Source organism: Spirochaetae bacterium HGW-Spirochaetae-1 (assembly GCA_002839375.1).
In the GTDB taxonomy this organism is placed as follows: domain Bacteria; phylum Spirochaetota; class UBA4802; order UBA4802; family UBA5550; genus PGXY01.
Map to the genome: position 1 here is coordinate 103389 of PGXY01000008.1, position 20478 is coordinate 123866.

Annotated in this window: 19 protein-coding genes; 12 read left to right on the forward strand and 7 right to left on the reverse strand. The window is 48.5% G+C overall.

From position 1 onward, the window contains the following. Window positions 1–36 precede the first annotated feature (36 nt). The 5 genes from CVV44_16540 (at window position 37) to CVV44_16560 (ending at window position 5893) form a co-directional block, all read left to right on the forward strand. Complete coding sequence (locus CVV44_16540) at window positions 37–420, forward strand: hypothetical protein (GenBank protein ID PKL37241.1); 384 nt, start codon at window positions 37–39, stop codon at window positions 418–420. 77 nt (window positions 421–497) lie between these two features. Continuing rightward, window positions 498–881: a hypothetical protein gene (locus tag CVV44_16545; protein PKL37242.1), complete on the forward strand. Its 384-nt coding sequence runs from the start codon at window positions 498–500 to the stop codon at window positions 879–881. Between the two features lie 128 nt (window positions 882–1009). After that, window positions 1010–1969, forward strand: coding sequence for a hypothetical protein (locus CVV44_16550; GenBank protein PKL37243.1), 960 nt, complete (start codon window positions 1010–1012; stop codon window positions 1967–1969). A 78-nt stretch (window positions 1970–2047) separates the two neighbouring features. Next, entirely contained in the window at window positions 2048–3103 is a 1056-nt protein-coding gene (locus CVV44_16555) for a hypothetical protein (protein ID PKL37244.1), read from the forward strand. Between the two features lie 9 nt (window positions 3104–3112). After that, window positions 3113–5893: a hypothetical protein gene (locus CVV44_16560; GenBank protein PKL37245.1), complete on the forward strand. Its 2781-nt coding sequence runs from the start codon at window positions 3113–3115 to the stop codon at window positions 5891–5893. 2 nt (window positions 5894–5895) lie between these two features. Here the strand turns inward: CVV44_16560 and CVV44_16565 are convergent, their stop codons facing one another. Beyond that, entirely contained in the window at window positions 5896–6432 is a 537-nt protein-coding gene (locus CVV44_16565; protein PKL37246.1) for a hypothetical protein, read from the reverse strand. A 185-nt stretch (window positions 6433–6617) separates the two neighbouring features. On the opposite strand from CVV44_16565, the gene CVV44_16570 reads away from it, so the two are divergent. Together CVV44_16570 and CVV44_16575 are read left to right on the forward strand one after the other, a co-directional pair. Beyond that, the gene (locus tag CVV44_16570; GenBank protein ID PKL37247.1) at window positions 6618–7088 is read left to right on the forward strand and encodes a hypothetical protein; all 471 of its coding nucleotides are present in this window, start codon (window positions 6618–6620) and stop codon (window positions 7086–7088) included. A gap of 168 nt (window positions 7089–7256) precedes the next feature. Then, window positions 7257–8525, forward strand: a complete 1269-nt coding sequence (locus CVV44_16575) for a hypothetical protein (GenBank protein ID PKL37248.1) — start codon at window positions 7257–7259, stop codon at window positions 8523–8525. A gap of 6 nt (window positions 8526–8531) precedes the next feature. Here CVV44_16575 and CVV44_16580 read toward each other — a convergent pair whose 3' ends face one another. From CVV44_16580 to CVV44_16590, 3 genes are read right to left on the reverse strand one after another with little or no spacing between them, the layout of a single operon-like run. Continuing rightward, the gene (locus CVV44_16580) at window positions 8532–8969 is read right to left on the reverse strand and encodes a hypothetical protein (GenBank protein ID PKL37249.1); all 438 of its coding nucleotides are present in this window, start codon (window positions 8967–8969) and stop codon (window positions 8532–8534) included. Window position 8970: 1 nt separating this feature from the next. Continuing rightward, on the reverse strand, window positions 8971–9387 hold the full coding sequence (locus CVV44_16585) for a hypothetical protein (GenBank protein PKL37250.1): 417 nt from the start codon (window positions 9385–9387) through the stop codon (window positions 8971–8973). Between the two features lie 10 nt (window positions 9388–9397). After that, on the reverse strand, window positions 9398–10309 hold the full coding sequence (locus tag CVV44_16590) for a serine/threonine protein kinase (protein PKL37251.1): 912 nt from the start codon (window positions 10307–10309) through the stop codon (window positions 9398–9400). A gap of 311 nt (window positions 10310–10620) precedes the next feature. On the opposite strand from CVV44_16590, the gene CVV44_16595 reads away from it, so the two are divergent. After that, the gene (locus CVV44_16595) at window positions 10621–13392 is read left to right on the forward strand and encodes a hypothetical protein (GenBank protein PKL37252.1); all 2772 of its coding nucleotides are present in this window, start codon (window positions 10621–10623) and stop codon (window positions 13390–13392) included. Between the two features lie 52 nt (window positions 13393–13444). Continuing rightward, window positions 13445–14296, forward strand: coding sequence for a hypothetical protein (locus CVV44_16600; protein ID PKL37253.1), 852 nt, complete (start codon window positions 13445–13447; stop codon window positions 14294–14296). 112 nt (window positions 14297–14408) lie between these two features. Here the strand turns inward: CVV44_16600 and CVV44_16605 are convergent, their stop codons facing one another. Continuing rightward, window positions 14409–16019, reverse strand: a complete 1611-nt coding sequence (locus CVV44_16605) for a hypothetical protein (protein PKL37254.1) — start codon at window positions 16017–16019, stop codon at window positions 14409–14411. 316 nt (window positions 16020–16335) lie between these two features. Between CVV44_16605 and CVV44_16610 the strand changes: the two genes are divergently transcribed. Next, window positions 16336–16542 carry a disulfide oxidoreductase gene (locus CVV44_16610; GenBank protein ID PKL37255.1) on the forward strand — a complete coding sequence of 69 codons (207 nt, stop codon included), beginning with the start codon at window positions 16336–16338 and terminating at the stop codon, window positions 16540–16542. A gap of 20 nt (window positions 16543–16562) precedes the next feature. On the opposite strand, the gene CVV44_16615 is transcribed toward CVV44_16610, so the two are convergent. Continuing rightward, window positions 16563–17027, reverse strand: a complete 465-nt coding sequence (locus CVV44_16615) for a hypothetical protein (protein ID PKL37256.1) — start codon at window positions 17025–17027, stop codon at window positions 16563–16565. 453 nt (window positions 17028–17480) lie between these two features. On the opposite strand from CVV44_16615, the gene CVV44_16620 reads away from it, so the two are divergent. Together CVV44_16620 and CVV44_16625 are read left to right on the forward strand one after the other, a co-directional pair. Next, a complete protein-coding gene (locus CVV44_16620; GenBank protein ID PKL37257.1) occupies window positions 17481–17894 on the forward strand; it encodes a nucleotidyltransferase in 414 nt (137 codons plus the stop codon). Beyond that, complete coding sequence (locus tag CVV44_16625; GenBank protein ID PKL37258.1) at window positions 17891–18244, forward strand: hypothetical protein; 354 nt, start codon at window positions 17891–17893, stop codon at window positions 18242–18244. The genes CVV44_16620 and CVV44_16625 overlap by 4 nt, the downstream gene beginning before the upstream one ends. A 69-nt stretch (window positions 18245–18313) precedes the next feature. Here the strand turns inward: CVV44_16625 and glgX are convergent, their stop codons facing one another. Beyond that, window positions 18314–20461 (reverse strand): glycogen debranching enzyme GlgX, encoded by a 2148-nt coding sequence (gene glgX, locus CVV44_16630; GenBank protein PKL37259.1) that lies wholly within the window; start codon window positions 20459–20461, stop codon window positions 18314–18316. Between the last annotated feature and the right edge of the window lie 17 nt (window positions 20462–20478).

Here is a 20478-nt window from a genome sequence, read left to right on the forward strand (position 1 = left end):
TATGTTGTTATTGTAGAAACAGCGGTAATATAGAACATGATTTTTAATATAATCGATAAAAGTGCCAGGCAGCGGGAAGATCTCGACTATACTTTTGTTGTTTTCAAAGCGGCAGCCGCAGATGTTTTTGATATGGACAGGGCCTTGGATTTCGGGCTCATTGTGAGAACCCTCATAAAGGGTGGTGCTGTGAAGATGATTATTGATATGTGCGATCTCCAGTTTATCGACAGTCAGGGGATCGGTATTGTCATCAACGCGGCCAAACTTATACGCGCCGGTCATGGCGATCTGGTGATGATAAACGTCGATGAAAATATCCAGAATATCTTCAGACCTCTCAATCTTCATAAATTCATAAAGATCTTTGACACTGAAGAAGAGGCCATGAATTATCTGAGGTTTGCCTGGCGTAAATAGATACATGCCGGTCCCTTATGTTATAGACAGGCAGCAACGGGGATAGTATAATAATACAGACTGCAACGGGAGAATGCATGAACGTCAATATCGAAGTTGTTAAAGTGTCCCCCATAGTAAAGGATGTTATTGATTACAGTACTATCATTTTTAAAATACGATTTCCTAAAAGGGTTGATTTTGAGAACTCCAGGGATTTCTGGATATTTTTTAATGCACTCATTGAGGGCGGGGCTTTGAAATTGCTGCTGGATCTTCATGATCTTGAATATATCGACAGTTCAGGTATAGGTGTTCTGATCTCAACTGCAAAAGCCCTGCGGAAAAATTCCGGTGATGTTGTTCTCGCCAATGCCTCTTCGGATGTCCGGAATGTTTTCAAGGTGGTTAATCTTCAGAGTTTTATCAAGCTATTCAATACCGATGGTGAGGCCTTCAATCATTTTCGTCTTGTAACATGATGAATTCGTCGATAGTAAACTCTATTTAGGTGTAATATCAACCTGTTGTTTTTATAACCGCCGGTTTTTTATTGATTGCTCATGTGTATCATAATAGTTATATTGAATGTAACCGGGACGTTCCGGCCATGATTAATCCATTATGTGCGCGGGAGGATGACGCCAAATTTTACTATATGAAACAGTGCTGTTCCATTCGGAAGGCGGGGTACAAAAAAATTATTTCGGGAAGCGTTTTGCTCGGGAATATTCGTTCTATTGTAATAATTATTCTGGCATGCATAACCGTATTCTGTCAGGGATGCAGCGATGATTTTGACCGGCTGATTGTTGAAGAGGTTGAGGCCGGCGGCGGAGTTGTTCCCGGCGGCCCTGATGACACCCTGGCGCCGGTAACGGGAGGCTCGGGCCTATTGACCATAGCCGATACAAGGACTGATTCCATCACCGTGGAATGGGTGCGAGCCTCTGATAACGAAACAGTGAGTGCGGAGCTTCTTTATAAAGTAATTATGTCCGACAATTCAGACATAGCTAACTATGCGGAAATTGTTGAAAATGGAATTGAATATACCACGGGTTGGAACCTCGATATACAGACCATAACTCTGCGCGGACTTGAACCGGACAGAACCTATTATTTCAATGTGCTGGTCAGTGACAGGGCTGGGAATGTTTCCGCATATGTTATGAACTCAGCCGTGACCGATGAGATTCCCGCCATCGACACTGAGCCGCCCGTTCTGGTGAACGACGGTGAACTGACTATATTTCAGCCCCAGACCAACTCCGTGAAGATAAAATGGCAGAAGCCCAGTGATAATGTAACCGCTTCCGATGACCTGGAATACCAGATATATTATTCCTTGTTGCCCAATATTGAAACTTATACCGATATAATGAACAACGGGACCTATGCCTCGCTGCTTAATGGAATAAGCTACACGGTCGGTGAATGGATCCCGGGCCTTAACAATGAACTTATCGGGGGCCTTGCTCCGGGAACGACATATTATTTCAATGTTATGGTCCGTGATGAGTACGAAAATATCGCCGTTTTTACCATGGAAGAGGGTGCAACCGAATAATTGCCGCCGTTAGCGGGGCGATGGCGTTGTGCGAAATATTTCCACTTCGCCCTAATACGAGTGAGAGTGGAAGAAACATTGAGAAAGATTTTATTGATAGCGGCGGTTCTTTTTCTTTTTTCCGGCCGGGATGCACGGTCTGAATGGGCAGGGAATAATGATCCGATGAATCCCCTTATGCTCGGTGTTTCCGGGGGATACGGTATGCTCTCGGGATATTATGACGCCACTCTGACAGGGGCATACTCCCTCGGTGTTTTTATCATTCCCTATGCCGGTGAATTTCTAATGGGCGAAGCTGATATGACTTTCGCACGATACGGTATCAGGAATACGGAATCATCATCCCTCATGTCTTTTTCTGCCAATATCGGGCCGGTTCTTTACTATTCTCCGTGGTCGTTTTTTCGCGTATATGCATCAGTTTCCTTCAGGGGGAGCGTCTTTCATATAGACGCAAGAAATACCGGGAAGCAGGACAGCACATTCAAGGCGGGATTTTCTTTTGGGACCGGTTTTTATATTCCTGTTATGCAAAAAATCCAGGCGCGCTTCTCATACCGGTTTTCAGAAAATGATCTTTCCGACAGGGCATTCATGAGCCATGAATTCAGCATGGGCATGGTATACAGCTTCGGCAGGGCAGGTATCAACGGCCGTGAAGGGAAAATTCCTTATTCCGAACTGAAGGGACACTATGACGAGGGCGTGGTCCGCTTCGAAGAAGGAGATTTCGCCTCAGCCGGGGATAGTTTTCAGAAAGTGCTGGCGCTCGATTCGGGTCACCGAGACGCGCAAAATTATCTCAGGATTATCGGGGAATCGGAAAAGGCCTATGGAGAAGCCAGGGTGCTTATGGAACGCCGGGATTATTACGGGGCTATCACAATACTCGAGAGTATACATCCGAAAATGAACGCGGCCAGGGAGAGCCTGGCCGGTGTTCGTCAATTACTTGCTGATCGTGTAGAAGGCATGGAGGGTCAGTGCGTTAAAGCTTATGATGATAAGAATTATGAAATGTGCATTGCCGTGTGCAGAAAACTGCTGCTTATCGATCGGGAAAACCAGATAGCAGGGCTGTATCTTGAAAGGGCGGAAAAACGGCTCAGAACCATGAGAAAACTGAAATAGGTCCTGCCCATGAAGCTGAAGTATAAGCAGATCATCATATTCATAGTCATTATAATCGCATCGTCGCTTCCATTATCGCTTTTTATATTGAACCGCCAGGAGGCCGATAGCATTGATATTCTCAAACACCGCGGTGTGATTGACGCCCGGATGCTTGCGCGCTCTACGACGAACATACTTTTCATAAATGGCGGCGATATCATGAGTTCGCGGATTGACGCTGCTGAAATGATCACCATGTTCTCTCCTCTGAATGAAGATGGCCTTGTCTATGCCGACTCCATCCTTATTTCTTCGCGGAAAAAGTATAACGGACTCATCCTTGCCTCCTATGTGAACGAAAATATTCTCAGGCCCGGATTCGTTGATTCCCTCAGGGTCGACGATGAAACCATTGAAAGGCTTCTCCGGCAGGAAAGCGTATCGGAACGGTACATGAAGGGCCTGAATGATATATGCTATGAGTTTGCAGCCACTGATTCGTTGCCTGGAAAGGCCCCCCTGTGCATTAGCCGCCTTGTGTTTTCAAAAAGTGCAGTCCAGGCCCCCATAAGAAAAATGAAAAGTATTGTTTATGGTGTTACTGCCGCGGCCATAATCATTGTCACTATAATCGGTTATTTCCTGGGGCAGATAATTTCCAGGCCGGTGGAAAGCCTGATCAGCGGCGTTGAGCATCTTGGAGGAGGCGACTTCAGCTATCGGATTCCCGTGAGATCCGGTGATGAGTTCGGGCGACTGGCCACCACATTCAACCATCTTGCCCATGTCGTAAGCCTGGAAATTTCGGAAATGCGGAAAAAAAATGAAGAGCTGAAAAGACTCGATATCCTGAAGGATGAATTCCTGGCTAATATATCGCATGAACTGAGAACACCTCTTTACGGAATCATCGGGCTCACCGAATCCCTCATTGAGAGCGTCAGGGGTGAATATGGAGATGACGCCATAAGGGAATTGACTCTCATCGCCGTCAGCGGCAGAAGGCTTTCCCAGCTGATCAATAATATTCTGGATTTCTCAAAGCTGAAACACAGCGATCTCGAACTCCAGGTTAAGTCCGTGGATATGTACTCCGTAACCCAAATGGTCATCTCCATCCTCTATCCCCTGGTTCTGGAAAAGGGTCTCATCGTGGAGAACCGTATCGCCGTTGAATCGGTGTATGTATGGGGCGATGAATACAGGCTGCAGCAGATTATGCTGAATCTTCTGGGCAATGCTGTTAAATTCACTGAGAAGGGAACTATTATCATTACATCGGCAATAACAGTCAACGATGAAGGCAAATCTTGTACCGTGATAACCGTGGAGGATAGCGGTATCGGTGTACCGGAAGACAAACGGGAATCTATATTCGAATCCTTCGAACAGGCAGACGGGTCCATTGACAGAATGTATTCCGGTTCGGGACTTGGCCTGGCCATAACAAAAAAGCTTGTGGAGCTTCACGGGGGCAGGATATGGATGGAGGAGGTGCCGCAGGGCGGTTCGCGTTTCAGCTTTACCATGAGGACAAGCACTGTCATGCCTCTGTACCTTGCCAGTGAACGGCAGGGCGTAACCATGGAGGCTCAATACTATTTTGACGGTGATGCCGGGGTCCCTGGGAAGGATGAGACGAATGTTGATTCCATGCCGGACCTGGAGAACAGCGGAAAATCCCGCCTTCTCGTGATTGATGATGAGCACGTGATTCTGCAGGTCCTGAAAAAGAATCTGCAGCTCGCCGGGTACCGCGTCGATACCGTCATATACGGGTCCGATGCACTGGAATATATCGAGCGCCAGGGCCCGCCTGACCTTATAATCCTGGATTTAATGCTGCCGCGCATGTCGGGCTATGAGATATGCCGAAAGGTCCGGGAGCGGTATTCGTCCTATGAGCTTCCCATATTGATGCTCACGGCAAGGAATAAACAGGAAGACCTTATGGCGGGTTTCGAAGCCGGCGCAAATGATTACATAGGGAAGCCCGTGGAACGGCAGGAGCTGCTTGCCAGGGTCAACAGCCTCCTTTCTTTTAAACAATCCGCAGCGCTTGCCGCAAGGCTTGGCGTCATAAACCGCGATATCGAGATTGCCCATGAAATACAGCAGACCGTTCTCCTGAAGGAAATTCCCCGGATCGAGGGTCTTGATATCGCCGTTAGCTACAGGCCCATGGAAAAGCTGGGCGGTGATTTTTACGACATACAAAGGCTTGCTGACGGACGAATTGCCGTGCTCATTGCCGATGTCTCAGGTCATGGGATCCCGGCCGCCTTTATCTGCGCAATGTTGAAGGTCGCCTATTCATTTTACCTGGAGCTTGAGGAGGACCCGGCGCTGATCTTCGCCCGGGTAAACCGGATCATGTGTTCTTATCTGAAAGACCAGTATATCACGGCGGCCATGGCGATCCTCGATATGGAGAAAAACATCGCCCATATGACAAATGGCGGACACTGGCCTGTCCTGATCGCGAAAAAAACAGGGGGAGAGATACAGTCCCGGGAAATAAAGGGATTCCCCTTTGGCTGGGTCGAGGATGTCGCGTATAAGACCATGGAGGTGAGTCTGGAAAAGGGCGATCGCCTCATTTTTTACACCGACGGTATTGTCGAAGTCAGGAATTCCGCGAACGAGATGTTTTTTACGGACAATTTCAATATTTATATCGGAAGTACATTGCATCTTTCCGCCGGCGAATTTGTGAACGGTGTCATGGAGACTGTGGCTTTATGGGGAGATGCGGTGCAGGGTATGCTGGACGACGACGCGACAATTATCGCCGTGGATATACTGTAACACTATTTTTTCTTATCTGTGAAGCCGTAATGTTTCCGGGCGCAATCGGGGCATACACCGTGGGAGAACCGGGCCTGGGAATGATCGGAAATATACTCCTCCATCTGATGCCAGTTGTTGTCTTTATCGCGGATCTTTTTACAGAAACTGCATACGGGAAGAAATCCCTCGAGAACCTTGATTTCTTTTTTAAGTTCCATTGTCATCCGGGAAATCCGGTCAATTAAAAAGGCGATGAGGATAAAAACAGATAGTTGAATAAAGGCGTTTGTCCCGTTTTCAATCACGTCAAATTCTTTGAACCATAAATAATGAAAGAGAAGTCCCGAAACCGCGACGCTCAGTATGGACAGGAACATGCTGAAGGCTTTGCCATTGTACCAGGCTGCCAGGGCAACGGGAAGGACAACGAATACGGGGAACGAAATGGCCGGTCCGGTAATGAAATCCACATACAATACAATGGCCGTCAGGATGAGCCAGCACACCGCTGATATTGTATGAGATTGTAAAAGGGTTTCAATTTTGGTAAACCACATAAATACTACACTACGCGAGATCAAATAATATAACGAATTATGGATTTTGTCAAGAATATTCAAGCATGTAAATCATCACAGTTATAGTTTAATAAAGGGAACTATTGTACGGAAAAAACTTGATTTCAGGAGCACCGATGTTATACTTTTAAACATACGGGCCGCATTCCAGGCTGGATTGACGTTTGAATATTATTGTCGGGAACGATAAAAGGTCTGAGACTGTTCGTGGCATACTGGAGGGGGAAGATATGGGTACATGGGGACCGGGAGTTTTTGAGGACGACTGTACACTGGAATGTTTTACCGATTTGCGTGATTCAGAATCCATCGAGTATATCAGCAATGCCCTGGAGGATGCCGTGGATTCCATTTATCTCGATTACGAAACCTCGTGTGCCGCTGTGGTTGCCGCGGCGGTCATAGATGCCCTTGTCAATGATATGGATTATGATTCCGGGAACGGACAATTTATGGAGTGGGTGAACCAAAACCGTAAGATGCCCGTGGTGCGCTTTAAGAACGAGGCCGTGAAGGCATTGCGGAGGGTACTCTCCGAGGATTCTGAACTCTATGAGCAGTGGCTGGAAAATGACAGCAGCTTTATGGAATGGAAAGCGGGCCTGGAAAATATTATCATGAGACTTGCCGAATAATGTTATAAAAAAATAGAACGGGCAAAGAAAATATCCCCACCCATCATACAAAATATATTCAATTCAGTATTTGCCGTGCTTTCATTATCCCTTGACAGGGGCGGGCCCTCGTGAGAGATATGCCCGTGATGTATTAATATTGCCTGATGATGCGGAGGAACATTGACTATGGATCTGTGGTCTGATATTTCGCTGGGTGAAGTGACCCATGATTATAATTCGTTTTCGGCGGAGCAGCGCGAATCGCTTATCGGGTATATGAACCGGCATTTTCCCCCGGCGGTTTTTTCTCTGCACCTGCAGCATCGTAGAAAGGCCCTGGCCAACATGGAAGGAGAGAAGAACGTCCTGGACGGGGCAGTTCAGGAATTTCCTCCTTTTGTTCCTGCAGCGGGAATCGATGCATCCCCCGCCAATCTTCGCGGGCATGCCCTGGTGTTGACCGCGGGAGGCGAAGGTGAGAGGCTTCGCCTGAGTCTTATCAGTGAGGGGGTGCCGGCCCGCGAACTGGAGAATTTCACCAAGGCAACATATTCGCTTCCCGGATTCTACGGGGATTTCGGCACGCTACAGACAAACCTGGCCATGATTGCTTTTTTTTGTGCTGAATATGGTATGGATATTCCCGTGATTGTAACCACGGGATCAGAAGGGTCCGACACGGCCCGGGTTATCCCCGGCCTGCTGGAGAGGTACGAAAATTTCGGACTGGCCAATATTCGTGTGGTCATGCAGGACGAAAGGCTTCACTTTACCGTGGATGAAAAGATTGTCTGCCGTGCCGACGGAGGGAATATAATACCGGTTACTCAGCCCGATGAAACGGGCGGCCCGCTCATGAAACTCAGGGAAAAGACAGGCGCAGGCGGCCCATCTGCGCTGGAGTGGCTTGAGACCCTGGGCTGTGATAAAATAATTGTTGTACAGGCAACGGCGCTCTATGATCAGCGCCTTCTTCCCCTCATAGCAGGGGCCCTGCGGGGACATGACTGCATCGGCGCGGGTATTCTCCGTGAAGGCTTTCCCGTCGATGATCCCTACGGGACCTTTGTTTCGCTGAAGCGTGGAGGTGAAAGCAGGACGGTTATAATCGAGCAGCATACCAGGAACGATGCGACACGGGCTGTCAGGGACGGATCGGGGAAATATCATCTTCCCTATAACACGGGATTCTATGCCTTTGAGAACTCTCTGCTGGCCGGGCAGGGCCTTCCCGATTATGCCACGTCTCCCAAGGAAATACTGCCGGGACTTCCCCGTTCACCCAAGGCGGGCTATGCTGCCACGGCCCTTCTGCCCCTGGCGAAAAACCCACAGGTGCTGACTATTGATCCGGACATGTTCCATGTACTGAAAACCACCGAAGACCTGGGGCCGCTGGCAAAACTGGGGAAACGCAGGGGCCTCGATGAGATATGCAGAAAAATGGTAAAATAAGACGCCTTATTTTACATTCGAGAATTTTAGATTATCAATGCCATGGGCCGATGTTTCCCTGTCGTATTTTTCAATGAAGGCATCTTCTTTCTCGTCCCTTTCAGCGGGCTTCATCTTTTTAACGGCTGCCTCACCGAATTTGCCGAGAAAATCCCTGCGGGCCATGCGGTGCACCAGCTCATCCCAGAAACATTCATCTTCAAAATCAGTCATGATAAGATCCAGCTCATCGGCCAGTCCCTTGCCCGGTACAAGAATATCATCGTCCTTTTCCACCAGTTCTTTAAAGCCGAAATCCCCTGCCAGGGACAGGAGGTACTGTTCGGCTTTATCAAGCTCTTCGATCCGCTCATCCTCGTCGCGGATGTCGTTGGCTACGGTGTTTCCCAGACATGCCAGTTTCACCAGGGCAAGATACTGTTCTCTGGTCAGTTCAATTTTCATGTTACATCTCCTTGTGTGATTTCACCATAAGGGTGAGCCCTTCCATGTCAACAACAATGATTTTTCCGCCACTTATTATGGTGTCATGGTCTGCGGTGGAATAGGCCTGCCACACTTCATTGCTCACGAGCACGCGGCCACGGGGAGCCAGGGTATCCACGGCCGTTCCGGTTTTTCCGATCATGGAATGAACCGTGTCGTGGGGCCTCGTGGAATAGGAGCGCCACACAAAAGGAAACATGATGATGTCCTTCAGGGCCCAGGCAGAGATGATGATCAGTTTCCAGTACCAGGCCAGGTTTGTCCGTCCGCCGAAAAAAAGAACGAGAGCCGTAACCAGGCCCAGGGCCGGCAATTGCAGCAGCGTGTAGCGGATGATAACGGGCGCCGCAATTTTTCCCCGGCCTGGTGTATTCATCACGTTGCCGTCACTTGTTCAGAAGGGGGGCGATATAGCCGAAGCTTTCCACGATGGAACCGAGGGTTTTCGGTTCCTCCAGGGCCGTTATTTCATTCCAGTGACTGCGTATTTCCTCCGGCGATATATTCGTCTTTCCGTCACCCAGGAGTACTCCTTTTGAGCAGACAATGGCGGTCCGGCTGTAGTACCCGCTGAAGCAGTTAAAAATCATGCCGTTGTCATTATTCTCTTCAGAGGCAAGGTAGAGCAGGAGAGGCGTGATGTATTCCGGTTTTAAAAGCTCGGCCAGGTTCGGCGGGAAAATGCTGCTGGTCATGCGGGTCACGGCATTGGGAGCGATGGTATTTATCCTGATATTGTTTTTCGCCGTTTCGAGTTTCAGCACATTCATGAGGCCGATGAGTCCCATCTTGGCCGATGCATAATTGGCCTGGCCGAAATTGCCGTAGAGCCCCACACCCGATGAGGTGAAAATAATTCTTCCGTAGTTGCGCTCCTTCATGGCAGCGAGTGCCGGCCGTGTGACGCAGTAGGCCCCCTTCAGGTGGACCGTTAGCACGGCGTCCCATTCATCTTCGGTCATTTTGGTGAAGGAGTGGTCGCGCACAATACCGGCGTTGTTGACGAGGATGTCGAGGCTGCCGAAGGTATCCAGGGCGCAAGCCGTGATGTTTTCACCGCCCTGCACCGTTGAGACACTGTCGTAGTTGGAAACGGCTTTCCCTCCGTCTTTGATTATTTCTTCGACAACGGAGTCAGCGGCTTTTTGTGTCTGTCCGGAACCGTCCAAAGCGCTGCCCAGGTCATTGACCACTATCATGGCTCCCCTGCGGGCAAGCTCAAGGGCATGGATTCTTCCCAGACCGGCACCGGCGCCGGTTATAACCGCTACTTTCCCATCAAATCGTATGTCTGACATGGAGCCTCCTGATCATTTTTGCCATATACTATTATCCGGTTTTTCAGTTGTCGACCGATTTTATCCTGGGATTGTAAAAAAAACGCTATTGCAGCTTTTTTAGCTCCATTGAAACGACTTATGCAAGACTGAGAAGATACTATATGCGGTCATGTTAAAATAAGGAATAGGGATAATTTTTATTATTGTTCTTCCATCTTTCTGATGGTATAATCATAGGTCAAACCAAGCGCTTTTCAGCGATAAGATTTCGTAGATGAATACTATTTAAACAATTTAATAAGATCGTGCTGAATAAAGAGCGATTCAATATGAAAAGTGACATGAACTGGGAATCGGTTTTAAAACATCATCCGGATGCTATGTTTATAATATCACGGAGTGGAGCATGCAAAACCTTAAATAATGGTCACCGCAGCTTAAGTGAGTATGCCGGCGTCCCGCTGCATGAGATAAAGGGAAAAGAGGGGGTGGAGAATTTACTGCCGTTGTCAATTAATGAAGATGTGCTTGAGGTTTTATCACGCGGGGCAATAAAGAAATATGAATATGACCTTGAGTTGAATGAGTCCGTGATGCACCTGGAGGCCCGTCTAATTCCCTGTGATGAGGATGAAGTCCTGGTCATTGTCCGTGATTATATGGAGGAGTATGCCGGCATAAAGAAAATTATGCGTGAGAGCGACTTGAACAGTACTATACTCCTTGCAAGTCCCACTCTGTTTGTTGCGATTGATGCGCAGGGAAAAATTATTTCAATGAATGAGAGCATGCTCACACTGCTGGGTTATGAACGGCATGAGGTTGAAGGCCGGGATTACCTGGAAAACCTGGTGCCGAAAAGCGACTGGGAAAAGCTGAATGCTGTATTCCGGACGCTTGTGGAGAAGAACGAACCGACCATCAATGAAAACAGGATACTGGCAAAGGATGGAAGGGAATTCCTGGTGGAATGGCATGGCCGTCCCATTTTTAAGGATAACGGCGAGTTTGATTATTTTTTCGGCATTGGTATGGAAATAAGCGACCGGAGACGTGCTGAAGAGACACTTCAGCAGAACCGAGATATGCTGAATGGGACCTTAAATTCAACGGCCGACGGTATTCTGGTGGTCGATGAAGATGGAAATGTCATCACCAGCAACAGGCAGTTCAGTGACATGTGGCGCATTCCCCGGAATGTTGTAGCAAAGGGCAGTGACGAGGAACTTCTCAGGTATGTGATCGACGGCCTTGAAAATCCGGGACAGTTTCTTGCAAGGGTCGAGGAGTTATACAGGACCAGGGAGGAAAGCAATGAGGAAATTCATCTTAGGGACGGTCGTGTCTTTGAACGTTATACATGTCCTCTTGCCAGCCGTGGAAAAATAATTGGCCGTGTCTGGAATTTCCGGGACATAACGGGCAGGAAACTTGTAGAGGAAGAGATAAAAGGGAAGAATAGAGAATTGGAAAATCTGAACCGGCAGTTGATTGCCTCCCGGAATGAACTGGAAACGGCAAACATCCTGCTCAGGAAAAGCGAGCGGCGGCTGACAAATTTTCTCGACAACCTGCCGGGCCTGGCATTCCGCTGCGCCAATGACATCCAGTGGAGCATGGAGTATGTTAGTAATGGATGTTACGTTCTGACAGGTTATAACCCTGAAGACTTGATTGGCAACCGTCTTCTGTCATATAATGATCTTATTCATCCCAACGACAGGAAGTATGTGAGGGACAATGTTCAGGCGGCAATAGATGAAGAACGGCAATATGAAATCCAGTATCGGATAATAAGAAAGGACGGCGCCATACGGTGGGTATTTGAGAAGGGGGGGAAAGTCTCAGATATTAACGAAGATGTTTACCTGGAAGGCTTTATTAATGACATTACTGAAATTGTTTATAAAGATGAACAGCTGAGGCAGGTCCAGAAAATGGAAACAATAGGCACGCTTGCCGGGGGACTGGCCCATGACTTCAACAATGTTCTGGGGGGTATTATCGGGAGCCTGTCCCTTCTTGAACATACCTTTGATGAAGGTGCTAAAAATAAGGAAAAAATTTTTAGTTATCTCCATACAGCCAGGAACTCCGCTGATCGTGCTGCAGATATGGTAAAACGGCTTCTGGCCATTTCGAGAAAGCACACTCTTGAATTTGTCCGGATGGATATCAATAATTCCATGGAGAATGTCCTGAAGATATGTAAAAATAGCTTCTCAAAAAGCATTAAACTGGAATTTTTCATACCGGATTTACCCTCGATTACCATGGCCGATCCCACGCTGATTGAACAAGTGATCCTCAACCTGTGTGTTAACGCCTCACATGCCATGACGGTGATGCGCGAACCTTATGAGAAGGAGGGGGGGACACTCTGTGTATGCAGAGAGAAGGTAACGGCCGATAAGGCCTTTTCGATGTATCATCCCGAAGCGACGGATGGGACAAAATACTGGATGATTGAGATCAGTGATACCGGTGTTGGCATTGACGGAGAGACACGGCAGAAAATATTTGAACCATTTTTTTCCACCAAGAAAAAGGAATTGGGAACGGGATTGGGACTATCAATGGTTTATTCAATTATAAAAGAACATAACGGGTTTGTTGATGTTTATTCAGAGCTTGGAAAGGGGGCAACATTTCGGATATACCTGCCAATCATTGATATGGATGCTTTGATAAAAGATGAAAAATATGTTCCTGATGAGTTTTCAAGGGGAAGGGGAATCATACTGGTTATTGACGATGAAGAAGTCATACGAAACATTACCCGGTATATGCTGGAGGAGGCCGGCTATGAGGTTATCACAGCTTCAAATGGAGAGGGGGGTATCGAAGAATATAATAAAAACAGCAGCAAGATCAGGGCTGTTATACTTGATTTGTCCATGCCTGGCATGTCAGGCAAAGAAGTCTACTCCAGATTGCGAACAATCAATCCTCATGTCAAAGCGATCTTGACTTCGGGCTTTCGGCAAGACGACCGGGTTAAGGAGACTCTTGATATGGGAATAAACGGCTTTCTTCAGAAGCCCTTTGACCTGGAGAGCCTGGTGGTGAAACTCAGGGAAATTCTTGAAGAGCGGGGATGAATAGTGTGGGACATAAAGTGAAGCTGAAGTCAATCTGTCGTGGAGGGTATTAATGAAGTTTACTAGATATCGCACAATAATTTTACTTGTTGTCGTCCATGCCTTTTTTACTGCCGGCTGCGGGCCCAAGGAAATGGATCCGCCCTGTATCGGGATTGTTACGGCTTCGAAACTCTCGTGCCGGCAGGCGCCCCGGGTTGATGCGCCGGTGATAAAATATTTCTCTTTCGGGACGCCCCTGGAGCTTACTGAAAAAAGTTATGTTAAAAGTGAAATTGGCGGCATCAAGGGTTCCTGGTACCGGGAAAAGGCGACAAAAGGATGGGTTTTCGGAGGCTACCTTTTAACAACGGCACACAATACGGAAAAAAATGCCCGTTTTGAACTGGAACGGATACGATGCAATGTCGTCTGCGGCGGCCTGTCATGTTTTGCCGAATTCAATCCCCTGCTGGTGGGGGATTATTATGTAGCCGCGGTGTTTCTCAACGATTACCCCCAGGACAATGAACCGGAAACGGGCATCATCATCGGCCGCTATAAGGTAACAGGCGAAACCATAAAGTTCATGAATCCGGTAAAGGTGGCCGGTTATGACGGCAGGGCGCGCTATATCGACGATATTCTCTCGCGGAACTTTGATACAAAAGAATGGATTACGAAGGAATTTGAAAGGATGTATATAAAATCCACCGATGGCGAGGGAACCTTTTATTGTGACGAAGGCGGAAAAAAAATAAACCGGAAGGAATTGAGAAATCAGTGCCAGGATAAAACCTACTCGGAAGAGACCTGGGCCGATGTTTATACCTGGAGAAAGGTTCCGCTGGATGTACTGCAAAAATCATTCCCTCTGGTTTCCGTCAGGTCCAATGCTTCTGCTGCAAAGGCTGATGGAAAATAGCAGCGGCATGAACAGGTTAAAGAATTATTTTCTCGCCGGTCTGGGTGAAGAATCCTATGTTTTAAAAAAGAAAACCGGGTAAACGCAGGGAGTTGATACTCTCCGGGATGCATCAGTCTCCCGTAAGATATTTCTCCAGGTATTCCGTCAGGTCGCTGATATTTCTGCGGATCATGGCCTTGAATTCCGGCGGGATGTTCTGGCCCAGGACCACCTTGTAGTAGTTGATGGCGTCGCGCACCTGGCGTTTCTGGATGAATTCGTGGGCTTTTTCCAGCATGGGCTTGTACTTGTAGAAGGAGTATTCCATGAGATTTTTTTCCCGCGAAAGGCTTACCTCGTCGGGAAGCTTGTTGAAGTCATAGCTCACCTTGAGAATGGGGAGCTCTTTTTTATATCTTTTTTCCGTGGCCAGGAGGTTGCGGTAGAAGCGTTCATCCTCGCGGCGCTCGTTTTTCGTGTCCTTGTTCAGAATATCGAATTCGCTGATATCCTCTTTCTTCTCCCCCAGGATCTCTATATCGTCTTCAATTGATTTATCCCTGTTTTCACGGATCAGCTTTTCAAATATTTCTTCATCGGTGAGCTGATCCTGATCTTTAGGGTGCACAACATCCTGAAGGAGTTCCAGTTCCTCTTCATCATCCTCGCTGTATTTTTCCTTTATCTCTTTTTTCTCTTCCAGGGAGCGGGACTCATCGGGAGCGCCTTTACCTTGCGGGGATTCCACGCCCCGTTCCTTGCTGAGGGCCTTCTCCATATCGTCTTTGTCGGGGATTTTACTCAGGAGGTCCATGATGGGTTTGGGATCAAAGGGCTTATCAAAACGGGCTTCGGAGAGCAGGCGGTTCCGGTCAGTTTCGGGAATTTTACTCAGGCCGTCGTTGAGGCGATCGCCCAGCTTGTTGAGATTGTCTTTTAATGCATTGAGCTCATCAATTTCCTTCTTAATGCGGCTGCTGTCATCTCCGACTTCCCCTTTCTGGAGCTGCTCAAGCTCTTTCAATCGGCGCGAATTTTCATCCTTGAAGAGTTCGATGCTCTCGCGGATTTTTTTCATCTCCTCTTTCTGCTCTGAGGCCAGCTCCTGTTTCAGTTGTTCCGAAACCTTCTGGGCGATCTGGTCTGCCGTTATTTTTTCCTTGGGATCGAGTACGCCGATGTTGAGGGTCTGGGGTCCGTCCAGGGTGAAGCGGAATTCCTGTTTCTTCCCGTGTTCCTGGAGCATCTTCTCACGGTCCATGCGCCGGTTGTCTTTTTCCTTTTTCACCTTGTAGTTTCGGAGGTACTCGATGTCGGCATCGATTTTGAACCGGACATCGGTGTCCCTGGTCCGCGCATGGACCCCTTCGTAAAGGGATATGGCCGTGGTGAAATCCCCCTTGCCGGCATATATCTCCGAATTTATGAGAGTTCTTTTATACACCCGCAGCCGCGATGAATCGCTGATGATGTCGTCGGCCAGGTAGGGGAGGCGGAACGTCTCGTCAGGCTCATTCACGTTGGGAACGGTCTGACGGTCCGATTTCCTGCGGTGCTTGAAAGCATCCTCGGGGAATTCCTCCTCGATTTCCCGGTCCGCGGCCCTTTTGCGGAACATCTGTTCCGGTGGCGTGGCAGTGCTGCCCCTGCCGGTGGTATCAGCCTCCTTTTCTCCGCCGAAGAGAGCCCAGATGAGGATGACGATAATGAGAAACAGTATGATTATTAAAAGGGTGTTCATATAGGGATTACCTGGAATTCCTCATTAAATATATATAAAATATCACATATTGACCATACAATTATGGGCACTGTATCGATGCCGCAAACCTGCCCGGAAGAATATGCCGGTCCTTCTATAATTCTCGGCATATTTATTCCATATTTACAGCATTTGTACCGGAGTGAAATCGGAAAACAAACTGAATCATATTACACTTGACGTTTTTATGATAATTCTATATCATTTGCTATAGACTATAGGTAGTAAAAAAAATAGTAGACAGGATTATCAGTACTTTCTACATACATTAGAAATTATTTCAGGGGGGCTGACTATGTCACAGGCTATTACGAAGGATATGACCTTCGGTGAACTTATCCAGAGATTTCCCAAGGCGGCGCCGGTTCTCGGCAGATACGGGCTTCACTGTATCGGATGCCATATCGGCGTCATGGAGACCATTGAGCAGGGCGTCAAGGCTCATGGTATGGATGATGATACCGTGGTAAAAATTATCAATGAACTGAATGAGAATGCGTAAAAGCATGACTGCGGCATTCTTTATAGGTAGGAAGAGGGAGGCCCGATGGGCCTCTTTTTTTTATATCGGGATAGTGATGTATATTGGCCGGAATCACCGGCCGGGTGATTGAGTGTTCCGACATGCCGGAACGGGGTGAGAATTGCGGCAGGGTCCCTCTGCCGGTGCGGGGAGGCCCGAGTGGGCCTTGGACTTTCCAGGAGGGGCGCGACGCGGCGCCCCTCCTGGACCACCCCCGGCCGGCTCACGGCATCCGTGCCTACGCCGGCACTTCCAACGTCGTGTTGGTCGCGCTCTCTCAAGCGCTGGCGGTGGCTAAGACACACTGTATCAGGTAACTCACTCTGAGCGGCCTGCGGAGGCACGTCGTGTGCCATCCTCAGCCGCATCCCAGGCGGAGAGCACATCCTTGTGCTCTCCGCCTTGAGGTTTTTGGAGCGGTAAATATTTATCTTCCTCGGGATATATATGTTTTCAAAGATCATATTTGAGCGCAAAAAATATTTGATTATAGCCCCTGCTGGGCCCCTTATTATTTAATACGATTGCAGCGTGATGAAATTGAATTTTTTTACGGGACTCAGACGGTTTTTTCAACATAAAAGGAGCAACGAAGGAACAACGGAGCATCAACGGAAGAAGAACGGCGAAGTATGGACGGTATTGCTGTCTCGTTAGATTGTTGTTATATAGCTGTTGTATGGGAAATTGCTGGATCTGCAGGAATTATTTTTAATAATTGAATGTGAGCATCGTATTTACTATCAGGGAGGTTGTTTTACCGGGTGCCGGAGTCAGGGGCTATTTTTCATGGGTACTGCTCTATAGTGATTGACTTTTTACGGTGATACCCGTGTTATAAATAACAGCGGGCGCGAAAATTTTTCAGAAATTGATTTGTTGAAATGGGAAGGACTGAAAAGCGTGGAGCAAAACACATGAAAGATCCGGATATTAGATGGCAACAACGTTTTCGTAACTTCGAAAAGGCATTTTTATTGCTGGAAGAGGCGGTGATCCTGAATAAGGAACGACCACTGACTGATCTTGAAAAGCAGGGGTTGATACAAAGATTTGAGTTCACCCATGAATTGGCATGGAAAGTTATAAAGGACTATTTTGAATATCAAGGGGATAGTTCCATTACGGGTTCCAGAGATGCCACAAGGGAGGCTTTTAATAAGGGGCTTGTTGAAAATGGTGAAGGCTGGATGGATATGTTGCAAAGTCGCAATAAGTCTTCACACACGTATAGCCAGGAAACGGCCGATGCAATAGCGGAAAAAATTATTCATGAGTACTATGACCTGTTCAATATGTTTAAAACTAAAATGGGAACTATGCCAACATGAAAAAGTATGGCCTGAAGCAGGAACATATCGACGCTATCTGCCGATGTTTTATCCCGTATCCCGCCATCGAACAGGTAATTTTATACGGCTCACGGGCGAAGGGCAACTTTAAAAACGGTTCGGATATTGATCTGGCTATTATCGGTGCAGATATGACATTTACGGATCTGCTCAACCTTGAAACCATGCTGGATGATTTACTCTTACCGTATAAAATCGATGTATCTCTGAAAAAGAATATTGATAATGCAGACCTTCTTGATCATATAGAGAGGGTGGGCAAACTTTTTTATCAACGCGATGCCGTTTCAGTTGTTAAAGAGACGGGCGGCAAATATCAATCCGAATAAAAATAATAACATGCACGTAGTAGAGAACGGTTTCAAACCGTTCTCTACTACGTGCATGTTATTTCCCCTTTAAGTGCCACTCACCAGCACCACCGTGGATAACTTCTTCACATAATACCGGTTCTCCGTCAGGGGCTCTTCCCTGCCGGCCCCGGCAATATCATGGGGCGCGGAAAGCGATGTATCCATGGCAATCTTCCATGGTGCGCCCGACGGGGCAGGGGGAATCTCGTAGAATTGGCTTTCATCCGAGGCGTTGAATATAAGATACAGGTCCGCATCGCAGGCCCCGTATTCGGTCTTGGCGTACTTGCCGCAGAGGAGCGCGGCTATGGTCCGGCTCTCCTCGGTCCAGTCGGGCTCATTGGATTTTACGCCGTGCCAGGTGATGTCCGGGACGGAAAATCCGTCGTGGGCGTTGCCGGAAAAAAATTCGCGTTTGCGCAGCAACGGGTGTTCCTTCCTGAATCGCATTATTTCCCGGGTAAAGCGGAATACCTCGTCGTTTTTGTCGCGGAAACTCCAGTCTATCCATGAGAGCTCATTGTCCTGGCAGTAGGTATTGTTGTTCCCCTGCTGGGTTCTGCGGAACTCGTCGCCGGCCAGGAGCATGGGGATGCCCTGGGAGAGAAAGAGCGTGGCCAGGAAGTTCTTTATCTGCCGCAGGCGCAGTTCCTCCACGTCGGGGTCCGAAGAGGGGCCTTCCACACCAAAATTGTCGCTCAGGTTGTAATTTTCTCCGTCGCGGTTTTCTTCTCCATTGGCCTCATTGTGCTTTTCGCGGTAGCTCACCAGGTCGTTCAGGGTGAAGCCGTCATGGCAGGTGATGAAGTTGATGCTGCGGCAGGGCCCCTTTTCGGATTTTTCGTAGAGATCCGAGCTCCCGCAGAGCCTCGTGGCGAAGGCCCCGACGCAGTTGGGATCGCCGCGCCAGAAACGGCGCACGTCGTCGCGGTACCGGCCGTTCCACTCCTGCCAGCGGCCGGGAAAGTCGCCGACCTGGTAGGCACCGGCGGCGTCCCAGGCCTCGGCGATGATCTTGGTATTCCGCAGAATGGGGTCCTCCTCAATGTGTTCAATAAGAGGGGGATTGCTCAGGATATTTCCGGCCTGGTCTCGCCCCAGTATGGAGGCCAGGTCAAAGCGGAACCCGTCGATGTTCATCTCCACGGCCCAGTACCGCAGGCAGTCCAGGATGAAGTTCCTTACCAGGGGGTGGTTGCAGTTGAAGGTATTGCCGCAGCCGGAGTAGTTCCTGTAAAGCTGCTTTTCGTCATCGAGCATGTAATAGATGCTGTTGTCGATACCCCTGAATGATATGGTGGGTCCCCGGTGGTCCCCTTCGGCCGTGTGGTTGAAGACCACGTCGAGTATGACTTCGATTCCGGCATCGTGCAGTGCCTTTACCATCTCCTTGAATTCCACGATCTGCAGGCCCATGGCCTCTGTCGAGGAGTAGGCCGCCTTGGGCGCAAAAAAGGCCATGGTGCTGTATCCCCAGTAGTTCCTCAGCCGTTCCCCTGTCTCGGGATTTACATTGATGTTCTCGAACCCGTCGAACTCCTGCACGGGAAGAAGTTCAACGGCAGTGACGCCCAGTTCTTTGAGGTAGGGAATTTTTTCCGTTATGCCCTTGTATGTGCCGGGATATTCCGTATCCGACGATGAATGAACGGTGAAGCCCCGGACATGCATCTCGTATATGATCGTATCGTGGGGCGGCGTGATGAGCTGACGGTCCTCGATGATGTTCTTGTTATCGATGACGATGCTCCGGGGCACATAATATACACTGTCCTCGTCGGAGATAGACAACTCCGGATTCTCCGTGTTGATATCGCATCCCCGTGCCTTAGTCAGGTCCCAGATGAAATTATCGGTGACGGCCCGGGCGTAGGGGTCCAGGAGCAGCTTGTTTTTGTTAAACCGGTGTCCCCGGAGGGGATCATGGGGCCCGTCGATCCGGTATCCGTACTGTTGTCCTTCCCGCAATCCTTCTATCCAGATATGCCATATATCGCCGGTCTTGTTCAGGAACGGATCAAGTTCGATTTCTATATACGGCGCTTTATGCTCCTTGCCGGAGAAGAGGACCAGTGTTACTGACGTGGCATTCCTGCTGAAAATTGAGAACTGAACGCCGTTCGAAACGGTATCGGCACCCAGGGGAAGGGGTGAGCCGGGGCTTGTTATTAATGTTGCTCGGTCCAACAGCATAGATTAATCCATCCCCG